This window comes from Methanospirillum hungatei (genome assembly GCF_020216685.1).
GTDB lineage: Archaea > Halobacteriota > Methanomicrobia > Methanomicrobiales > Methanospirillaceae > Methanospirillum > Methanospirillum hungatei_B.
On the sequence record NZ_JAIWNS010000015.1, the window covers coordinates 1 to 10,000 of the forward strand.

Genomic DNA, 10,000 nt, shown 5'->3' on the forward strand with positions numbered 1-10,000 from the left:
TTTTGACCGGTTCAGAATTTTTTTTGAGAAGAATCAGAGGGGGAAAAAGTCACGACAGTACCTGATTCCGTATCTGATGTCAGGCCATCCGGGGTGCACCCTGTCAGACATGATCTCCCTTGCCGAATACCTCCGGGATACCGGCTTATACACTGAACAGGTCCAGGACTTTACACCAACACCCATGACCACCTCAACCTGCATGTATGCAACCGGGCGTGATCCCTGGACAGGAAACCTGGTACATGTTCCGAAAGGGGAGGAGAAAAAGATCCAGCGAGCCATTCTTCACTGGAAAAACCCTGCAAACCATTCACTTGTTCTGGAAGGTCTGACCCGTGCCGGGCGAAAAGACCTCATCGGTAATACGGGCATATGTCTGATTCCTGCACGAAGAACGGGAGAGATAAGGGCGATCCGAAAAAGGATCAGTCCTTATGAGCATTATCAGGGATCTTCATCCCGCAACTGATACATTCCTCAATCGTATCTGAATAGGTCCGGTACGCATCAGCAAGCACAGTAGACTGGGACGTGAGTCCTGCAATCATGATGGCTTCAAGGATCTCATCAGGATTTGCACCTTTCCGAAGAGCTGCCTGGACATGATAATCAGTACAGTGATTACAGCGGAGGGCAGCAGATACAGCAAGACTGATGAGTTCGACAATCTTTGGGTCGAGTGTTCCGGTCTTCAGAACGGAGTTTTTATACAGGAGATGGGAGATAAGCACTTCAGGCCGCTCTGACATCCGTTCAAAGATGAGCGGAGCCCGTCCGTAATCCTTGCGGATCGCCTCAACCCATTCCTGTGCAGTTTCGGCAGCACCCTTTTCGAGGACCTCTTTGATGATATTTTCAAATCCGTTTTTTGGTTTGCCCATAGAAACAGCCTGACCAAAGGTCTGTTCTGAGAGATGTCATACTTACCGGTCAGCCTGTCCTTTCAGGATAATAATTTCATTTCTGCAGGTGGATCTCTTATACTATGAATGGAAAAATGAGCCTCATCCTCATGGCACTGGTTCTGACCGGGTGTATCTTCCTGGCCGGGTGTACCAGTTCTCCCCCACAAAATGAGCCTGTAGCACCATCCCCAACAAGTACCCCGACCCCGGCTCCGCTCCCCCCCACACCTGAAGAGACACCGGTTTCTGAACCAGTTCCTAAATATTCCATCTTCGATGGTCCGGTGACTGAGCCTCCTGCAGAACTTGAGGTATCAGTATCAGCACGAAAAGACCCGGTGTATAACCTTATCACGGTTGTTTTTGACGGTGGCAAAGGCCAGCAGCTGGTGCAGTCCATCAATGTCCGGGTTACTACTTCAGATGGGATTATGACTGAACTACCTCTTCCGCCAAACCGGGGTGCAGAGATCGAATTTACCGGTTCTAAAGCGGTTGATCGTGTGCAGGCCGCTGCATATTACAAAAACGGTGCATCCTATCTCATTCTTGACCAGAATGTCGGGCAGACACGGGCAGGCATACTAACCGCAACACCAACGGTGCCAAGTGCCCCTGAAACCTCCTCGAACAGCTTGTATGATGGTCCGGTAACTCAGCCCCCCAGGAATCTGATGGTTCAGGTGGATGTTATCAAGGATCCCGTGTACCGGGTTATTACCGCAACATTTCGGGGAGGTCACGGGCAGTCCCTTGTCAGAACAGCTCAGGTACATGCCCTGCTCTCAGACGGATCAGAAGTTACCAAAGACCTTGCCAGCAATATCGGGAGCATAGCAGAAATTCAGGGGACAGCAGGAAATGATAAAGTACAGGTCGTGGTCTTTTACAAGAACGGTGAGCAGTATAAAATAAGTGAGAAAGTATTCGGCCCAAGAGGCTGATTATCTCTTTTTTCCAATAAGTGCCACACCAGCAAGAGCGCCAATCACCGTGCCGATAAGCAGGGGACTTTGTGTCGGTTCAGGAGTCGGTGTTTCCTCAGGGGTGGTATTCACTGGTTTTGGCGTCTCTACCACGATCGGAATTAACGTTCCAAACACCGGAACAGTCTGCCCGATCATGACAGCGGTTTCACCATTCCAGTCCTGATATCCGGGAAGTGTGAGTTGTATCTGGACAGGTCCTGCCGGAAGATCCGGTATGGTAACCGGTGTGATTCCGACCGGATCACCATTCAGGAGAACATTTGCCGAAGAAGGTTCTGATGAGACCTGAAGTGAACCGGTGGTGATCGGGGTGAGGGTCACTCTGATCTTGGTGTTCATATTCGGCTCAACATATACCCGTTCAAACCAGTCCTTGTACCCGGCCAGGGTTATCTGGATGTTGCGATACCCGGCGGTGATGTCACGAAGAACATGAATCCCGGACTGGTCTATAAAACCGGATGAAACACCATCAACAAGAACCTCCCCGCCGGGCGGGCTTACTGCCAGGGACAGAGTGCCGGTCTTTGCCGGGGGAAGGGCAGTCAGGGTACCACGGATGATATTACTCTTTCCTGGCTTTGGTGCCTGAACCAGTGTCTCATTGTATGTGGTATATCCGGGAGCGGTGATCATCAGCTGATAATTCACCGGGCGGTTACTTGTTTCGGCCTCAACAAGGAGCGAACCTTTCTGGATGGTACCGACAAATTCACCATTGAAATACACTGATGCATTCTCAACATTTGACCTTACTTCGTAATACGAGGTCATAGCAGGAGATTCTTCAGCAACTCCCGGACAAAAGAGCGTGAGTAATCCTGCAATCAGGAATAAAAATAAAATATTGGATTTTTCCCTTGTCATTCTCATAGAACTTTTCCTCACCATATTTCTCCTCAATCTACCATGAACCCTTATCTCCTGCGTATCTGCCCATATGCAACCATAATTCCGGCGACAACAAGAAGCATCGTGACCAGAACCGAAGGGCCCCCTGAAGGAGTTACAACAGGTGTTTTGGATACCGGGACCAGAGTTCCTGAGAGGACAGTTGTCGTTCCGCCGGCAACATCAGTTTGTGTTGACCAGTCCTCAAATCCCGAAAGACGTAGCAGTACCACATGTGATCCGGCCTCTACCTCAACTACTGCGGGAGTAATGCCCTTATACAGATCATCCACATAGATCTGCACATTTGGAGGGGATGACGAGATGTCCAGTGATCCCATCACCTGCCTGCTCAGGTCTATTCTTACCTCGGCTGGGAGACCATCCGGGACATTTACCCACACCTCCTGGCTTGCATAGCCTGGAAATGACCCTGTGACGGCATGTTCACCAACTGCGATATTATCAATGATCAGGACACCTGACTCTGGTATCTGTCCTGCCACTCTGCCATCAAGGGCGATCTCCATGCCGACCGGGCTTCCATCAACATGCAGGGTTCCGGTCGCCTGATAATCCCCACCTGAAAGTTCTGGAGATGCGATTCCTGCTACCGGAAGAATAAGATGAAAAAGGAGAAAGCAGGAGAATACTCCGGCCATAACAAGAAAATGAAAGGATCTCATTGCTTTCCAGGCTCCGTCACATCTGCTGTAACCACCGGTTCAGGCGCCGGAGTGGAAACAAGAACTGCTTCAACTGAACCCAGACTCCCCCCGAGCACAGACACATTGGCTACCCAGTCCTGATACCCGGCCTTCCTGATCATGACCGTATGCTCACCGGTTGTTATGTCTTTCAAATGTAAAGGAGCAAGGCCGACCATCCGGTTGTCAACAAAGATCTCTCCACCGTCGGGATTTGAGTAAATGTTCAATTCACCCAGCGGTGAAGGGATCATCTTAACCCGGTAGGTTGTAACGGCATTGTCATCTACATAGAGCTGATCCGTGATCGTCTGATCACCAGGTTTCTGCGCGTTGACGACGTATAATCCCCGTGGCACCGTGTATGCGATCAGGACTCCTGAATCAGGAGTTGTACCCATACTTTTATCATTTAATAGAAATTCAGCTCCGGCAGGTTCGCTGATAAATCGTACCATTCCGGTCCGTTCATATGAAGTCTTACTCAGGTCTATCTTGTATGCAATCGTTTTGTCAGGCTCGGTCTGGATATATGGCCCTGCATAAGGCAGATACCCACTGTACTCCATCCGGACATTCTTCCATGATGGTGCAACCGTCGTATCAACCGGGATTGTTAACTTCCCGCCTGATATATACCCCATATAGAGAGTATCAAAATAGACCCGGGCACCTTCCAGATCCGATCTGACTTCAATATATCCGATTCCGGGAGATGAAAACCGCTTCTCATCTCCGAGTGCCTGACAGCAGAATATGGTGGAAAAGAGCACCAGACTTGTCAGTAACATATGCCAGTTCACTTCACATCAACCCCTTATATGTGAGCATGGGCGATGAACGCTCATAATTCTTTGGAATAGTCATCCTCATACAATAATTATGCAAGGGAAGAGAAAGAGGAGGATTACGGATTTAAAAATCAGAGAAGTTCAGATAATGCATAACTTCAAGCTGGTCCAGAAACCGGTCATCAGATTGTACCAGGTCAGCGATGGCACTGCCCGGTTTATCTGATGAACCTTGAGCAGGAGATTCTGTCGTCATGGGAAGAGGATGGAGTGTCGGGAGATCAAACACCCTGGACGGGTGCGGGATCACCGTTTGGGAGGGGGAGTACCACACAGAGGGAACATAGGGAGCATCAGTGTAGGAGGACATGAATGACTGCATTATATTTCACCTGTGTTTTTTTAAGGAGGATACGGAGGTTCGGATCATTCGATCCTGCTCACAGGTCTTCCTGTGACATTACCATCGTTGGGTGAAACTGCAGATAAGGATTGAATAAGAAATTCTATTGAATTTGTTCAGACTGATTTTGATACGGATAATCCTGACCCTGATGGATCATGCCGAGGAAAACATGCCGATTACTGTATCAGCACATCTGTGCAGGTTGAAAATGACTGAAACAGGTTACTGGAACCATTTAGATTTTTGAGCCATTAGAGAAAGTATCATCTCGAAATATTAAATTAAAACTATCAAAAACTGGTTGCAACCAGTTGCAAAACCGTAATTTTTGATTTTTCCAAGAGCGGATAATCTCCTGGTGCGGAGATCAAAAATAATTATTCCTTGAAAACCCAGAGTTGATTGTATGACAGAGGAAGTCCTGCATATTCAGTCAGTACACCCTATATCACTCATGCAATGTCTCATTCCGTATGGTGCTCTGTGTGGAATGATTTCGGGAGTTTTTCTCACACTTTTTGGTTTTGGAGTTTTTTGGCTCCGTTTTCCATCCCACACAGCTCTCCAGAATATTTTGGATCCACTTATTATCTTTGGCATGATAACCGGAGCATGTGTTGGTTTTGTGATGGGTGTGATCTGTTCAATAATCCTGGGATCGATAATCGCCATAATATTCAATCAGACATGCCGGATAACCGGAGGTTTGATAATAAAAATAAAAAAAGGAGCGGAATTAAACGAGCATTCCGGTCTCTGAAAACGGTTTTACTTTCAGCAGAATATAATCCCGCATCCTGGATGGGCGGATATCGCAGACATCGGCAATCCTGATCCCGGCCTCAATTTCGATCTCCCGGATCTCTGCAGCATAGGGATCATAGGGAAGTTTCACCCTGGTCCCGTCCATCTGCACAACAACCGGGATAGGTGAGGTTACTTCATGGATAGCAGGCACGTTCTCAAGGATGATATCCATAAGTCGGGCAGGTGTGACAGACAGGGGATCTTTAGCAATCCCGGTACGCTTCTGATCAATAACGCGGGAGACTTCCTCAACAATCTCATCAAGTCTGGCCAGTTCATGCGGCTCCTTGGTCCGGTGCATAAACCTGCCAAGTCCGCCGATATATCCGGCAACTGGTGGATCTATTATCTTCATCAGGGTTTCTTTTGTCGGACCACCACAGACCACAATCGGCACCTGAATACCCCGCCTGAACGTCGGCATCTTCTCTTTTATACAGGTTTCAAAGTTGCCAAAGAGGTAAATTGCCAGATCATGCTCATTGATGATATCCCGCTCCTCATCAGACAACAGACCGATTCGTTTGCCAAATCCGCGTGCAAGCCCGATCATGTTGGTCTTTGCACCGGCTGTCCGAAGATATTCAGCAACATCACATGAGGCATGAGGGAGATGATGAATCTCAAGTGACATCGAGACTACTGCAATCTCGGTCCCGACAAGCGGGGCTGGTTTGACCTCGCCGGCAAGGGGACGGGAGACTGTTTTTAAGATCTCAATATCCTCCTTCGGGATCAGAGCCTGGAGAACGACTTCCTGGGCAATCATATGTTTCTGAATGATATACCCCCCCATATCCTCGATAAGGTCCAGGATCTCATCATGACGAAAGACGCCGCCCTTGTAGGTTATTGGCACCAGGATCATGATGCAGCCTCCATTATCCTGAACTGTTCATCAACAAGAGGGGTGACATCTTCAGGCAGGGTATTTTCGCTTGCGACAAACCAGAACCTGCCATTATGAAAGTTCTGCTTTTTCACCCGGAAACCCTCCGGACAGATGACCTGCATGGAGTATATGAGATCCTTAAAGAGCCCCTCGGTTGGATCTGCAACTGCCAGATCTTCAATACCGGATGAAGCCGCATCCCCGGAGGTCTGAATCTCGATGGTAAACCGGTCCGGCTGCGATACCTGATCTTTTCCATAACTCTTCCAGAGGATCTGCAGAAGGTCTGCAAGGAACGTCTCATCTGCAATTGCCAGAGTAATCTTCTGCCCGTCATAGGTGACGCCGGCAAGATCAGACACGGTAATGGTCCGGGGCACGGTTCGTGTGATCCCCACCGCCACAAATACAGGAACAGATGGATCTATATAAATCCGAAGTCTCTCCAGGACTTTGAGGAGATTATGATCAGTGATGACCGTTGAAGCGATCCGCCGGTAGAGCTGTCCTCCAACCGGTTCGGTTGAGTCTACCTCAAAATACTCCAGCGTTGACATGCCAATCAGCTCTTCTCCACAAATCCTGAAGATAATAATGCGGCTCCGACCGAACCGATGTACTGGGAATGATGGGGAACAACAATCTCTGTCTGGAGCAGGTTTCCCATGGCCCGGACAAGACCCTGGATAAGAGAGGTCCCTCCGACCATGACGACCGGTTCTTTAATATCTATCTCCTGGAGTTGCTGTTCAAAGACCTGTTCGGCGACAGAATGACAGGCTGCCGCTGCAACATTCTCTTTTGAGTGACCTTCTGCAAGGGCATTTACCAGGCTCTGTGTCCCAAAGACGATACAGTAACTGTTCATCGGGACATCTTCTCCCATCCCCTTCATGGCTAACGGGCCCAGCTCGGTAATATCTACTCCCAGCCGTTTTGCCGTCATCTCAAGGAACCGTCCGGATGCCCCGGCACAGATACCCCCCATGGTAAAGGTGCCGGGGATACCATCAAGGACAGATATAGCCTTGTTATCCATACCCCCGATATCGATCACGGTTGACGGCCCATGCTGACAGTCGGCGAGGAAGACAGCACCTTTACTGTTCACCGTCAGCTCTTCCTGGATGAGGTCTGCACCGATACGCTCCCCTATCAGGAACCGGCCATACCCGGTTGTCCCAACAGCATCAAGATCCTCACGTGTAACCCCGGCTTCTTCAAGTGCAAGACTGATGACCTCGTCTGCACTGGTCAGTACTTCAGTTGTCGGACGCCAACCGGTTCCGATGATCTCATTGTCCTGCATGATCACCGCCTTTGTTGTGGAGGAACCGGAGTCTACCCCCATGGTAAGACCGGTCTGACGCTCACGGGCAAGAAGGGCACGCCGCCGTGCGATAGTCGTCAGGGCCTCCATCCTCGTAAGAAGGGTCCCGGAGGTTGTCCGTTCGGTGAAGGAGTAACTGACCACGGGAAGCCTTGAGTGTTCATGGATGTACCGCCGGAGTTCATTCCTGACAATCGCCGCCTCTGCACATCTGAAACATGAGGCAATAAATACCGCATCTGCTTCTGCTGAACCCTCTACCAGGGCAACGGCACGTGCGATGGCAAGTTTGAGATCACCGGATTTGACATCAAGTCCGAAATCCCTGAAATTTCTCCTGATGTCAGACAGTGAGAGATCGGGGAAGAAAACCTCTGCCCCCACAGCCTCAGCTGCTGTGTAAATCTCTTTCTGGACTCCTGAATACTCAGGTCCGCAGGATAACTGGGCAATACGGACAGTCTCTTCCTTCATGATGAACCTCCAAGACCGGTGAGGAACTCTTTGACTCTCCGGACAAAGATGATCCCCTCTTCCTCATCGGCAGGATAGTCAAGTTCAAGGATGGGGATCTTCTTTTGTTTCACGAGGAATTCGACCAGTTCATCGGTTCTGGCACATCCCATACATCCAAAAGCAAAGTCCGGATTCCTGACAATGATGGCCGCCTCAGCCCTGTCAATCAGGGGACCAAAAAGAGACATACGCCCTCTGACACCGGATGGCACTTCAACAGCAGCCCACCGGAGCCCCTTCTTTGCATCATCAGGAGTCATCTCGAGGGGTGGTGAATCAAGACCTGCTGTCTGGATACGTTCCCGGACTGAAAGAGCGGTTCCCAGAGGCTTGTGACCAAACCGTGCGACAAGATCTGAGAGAATAAGACTTGTTGCCGGATAGATAAACACCTCTGCCATTCAGGCCTCCTGTTCGATCAGTTCCATCAGTCTTTTCACCGATAATCCTTCCGTTTCTTTTTGTTCTGATTCATGAACCGGCCTCTCTGATGGTGATTCCAGCTCTTCAAGTCCGATTGCGATTCTCCTGATAAAACCCATCTCATATTCATGTCCAAAATACCCCGGTCGTGCTCCGCCGAGATTTGCCCGGCACCGGCGGGGATCACCTGGTGGAAAACCCCGGTCCTTTACATAGATATGTGCCGGATCAAACGCTCTGATATGTGCGATAACCCGTTCCACCTCAGCTTCTTCGCCGGTGATCTGCAGGCCAAAACAGGTCTCTTTTATCATGACCCTGCCTGATACCTCATAGGCCCGTGCTGCAATATCATCAGGTGTTGCCTTATACGATTCAATAAAGACGTATTTCGTAACGGTTCCGGCATAGAGTGGCGGAATTGTTTCTTTCATCCCCTGACCTCCCTGAAGAACACAACCTCTCCTTCTTCCAGACCTGCAATCTTTTCCATATCGATCACGGTACCGATGATATTTGTTCCGGAGAACGGTTCAGAAGTCGGCCCGAACTCTGATGAGGGAACAGACCTCACCCCGACGATACCAACCCCCTTACAGGAGTCATTCGTCATCGCAAGCACACCTGCTTCAACTGATGATACAGGAGTGTTCTCAGGGATCACATTGGTCGTCTTTGGAATTTTTGCTTTAAAGAGGGTGACTTCATCAAAGGAGAAGAGCATCGGAAGTCTCCCGACCGCGTGATACTTAAGGCCTGAGAATTCCCTGAAAATTTTGCAGGTACGGGGGGCATTCACATCATCAAGCGTGATAGATATGACCTGTTTATCAGGTATGGTCTCGACCTCAACAAAACCCTGGGCAAGTACCTCAAGGGTAGTCGCTGGTTTTTGCTGAATGACTACACGGTCAGGCCCGTCAACATCAGGGGTGAGCGTAAGATGAAGCGCTTCTGCCCGTTCCCGTGCCATCGCAAGCGGCATTCCAATCAGGTCGACCTGTGAAGGTTCAATCTGAATACTCAGCCGGTCACCCTCCTGCGCAATTTTACAGAGTTCGATACCATGAATAATATGGCCGACGACGGTATGTGCAAGACTTCTCGGAAGATCCTGAGTATAGATATAAAGTGATCCACGGTTTTTCCCTGAAGTCCGCATTAATACCGTTCCTTCCCGTCTGCCTGAACATGCTTCACAGGGAACATCAGTCCCTGCCAGGATATCGCATCTGATATGAGTGCTCAGTCGTTTATCAACAACAAACACCCGGTTCAGGAGAGCGAGAAGCATCCGGTCAACGCTGACCGCGGTTTTTGGATCATACCCGTCAGGAGTC

At 49.5% G+C, this 10,000-nt stretch carries 14 protein-coding genes; 2 read left to right on the plus strand and 12 right to left on the minus strand.

What is annotated here, in order from left to right:
- The coding region (locus LDL35_RS00850) for a DUF3362 domain-containing protein (RefSeq protein ID WP_304018551.1) at window positions 1–472 on the plus strand (472 nt) is incomplete at its 5' end.
- Here the strand turns inward: LDL35_RS00850 and LDL35_RS00855 are convergent.
- Entirely contained in the window at window positions 429–884 is a 456-nt protein-coding gene (locus LDL35_RS00855; RefSeq protein WP_304018553.1) for a carboxymuconolactone decarboxylase family protein, read from the minus strand. The two genes, LDL35_RS00850 and LDL35_RS00855, sit on opposite strands and share 44 nt — an antisense overlap.
- Before the next feature lie 104 nt (window positions 885–988).
- Between LDL35_RS00855 and LDL35_RS00860 the strand changes: the two genes are divergently transcribed.
- Window positions 989–1,852 carry a hypothetical protein gene (locus LDL35_RS00860; protein ID WP_304018555.1) on the plus strand — a complete coding sequence of 288 codons (864 nt, stop codon included), beginning with the start codon at window positions 989–991 and terminating at the stop codon, window positions 1,850–1,852.
- Here LDL35_RS00860 and LDL35_RS00865 read toward each other — a convergent pair whose 3' ends face one another.
- From LDL35_RS00865 to LDL35_RS00915, 11 genes are all read right to left on the minus strand, one after another.
- Window positions 1,853–2,764 carry a PEGA domain-containing protein gene (locus tag LDL35_RS00865; RefSeq protein WP_304018557.1) on the minus strand — a complete coding sequence of 304 codons (912 nt, stop codon included), beginning with the start codon at window positions 2,762–2,764 and terminating at the stop codon, window positions 1,853–1,855.
- 50 nt (window positions 2,765–2,814) lie between these two features.
- Complete coding sequence (locus LDL35_RS00870) at window positions 2,815–3,474, minus strand: PEGA domain-containing protein (protein WP_304018559.1); 660 nt, start codon at window positions 3,472–3,474, stop codon at window positions 2,815–2,817.
- The gene (locus LDL35_RS00875) at window positions 3,471–4,286 is read right to left on the minus strand and encodes a PEGA domain-containing protein (RefSeq protein WP_304018561.1); all 816 of its coding nucleotides are present in this window, start codon (window positions 4,284–4,286) and stop codon (window positions 3,471–3,473) included. The genes LDL35_RS00870 and LDL35_RS00875 overlap by 4 nt, the downstream gene beginning before the upstream one ends.
- A 124-nt stretch (window positions 4,287–4,410) precedes the next feature.
- Window positions 4,411–4,668: a hypothetical protein gene (locus tag LDL35_RS00880; protein WP_304018563.1), complete on the minus strand. Its 258-nt coding sequence runs from the start codon at window positions 4,666–4,668 to the stop codon at window positions 4,411–4,413.
- Between the two features lie 453 nt (window positions 4,669–5,121).
- Window positions 5,122–5,364, minus strand: a complete 243-nt coding sequence (locus LDL35_RS00885) for a hypothetical protein (RefSeq protein ID WP_304018565.1) — start codon at window positions 5,362–5,364, stop codon at window positions 5,122–5,124.
- Window positions 5,365–5,428: 64 nt separating this feature from the next.
- On the minus strand, window positions 5,429–6,367 hold the full coding sequence (locus LDL35_RS00890; RefSeq protein WP_304018567.1) for a methanogenesis marker 7 protein: 939 nt from the start codon (window positions 6,365–6,367) through the stop codon (window positions 5,429–5,431).
- Window positions 6,364–6,948, minus strand: a complete 585-nt coding sequence (locus tag LDL35_RS00895; protein WP_304018569.1) for a methanogenesis marker 17 protein — start codon at window positions 6,946–6,948, stop codon at window positions 6,364–6,366. Before LDL35_RS00895 ends, LDL35_RS00890 begins: the two co-directional genes overlap by 4 nt.
- A gap of 5 nt (window positions 6,949–6,953) precedes the next feature.
- Window positions 6,954–8,195: a methanogenesis marker 15 protein gene (locus LDL35_RS00900; protein WP_304018571.1), complete on the minus strand. Its 1,242-nt coding sequence runs from the start codon at window positions 8,193–8,195 to the stop codon at window positions 6,954–6,956.
- Window positions 8,192–8,638 carry a methanogenesis marker 5 protein gene (locus tag LDL35_RS00905; RefSeq protein ID WP_304018573.1) on the minus strand — a complete coding sequence of 149 codons (447 nt, stop codon included), beginning with the start codon at window positions 8,636–8,638 and terminating at the stop codon, window positions 8,192–8,194. The genes LDL35_RS00900 and LDL35_RS00905 overlap by 4 nt, the downstream gene beginning before the upstream one ends.
- Entirely contained in the window at window positions 8,639–9,094 is a 456-nt protein-coding gene (locus LDL35_RS00910; protein ID WP_304018576.1) for a methanogenesis marker 6 protein, read from the minus strand. It lies immediately after the preceding gene.
- On the minus strand, window positions 9,091–10,000 hold a 910-nt coding region (locus tag LDL35_RS00915), incomplete at its 5' end, for a methanogenesis marker 3 protein (protein WP_304018578.1). The genes LDL35_RS00910 and LDL35_RS00915, both read right to left, overlap by 4 nt.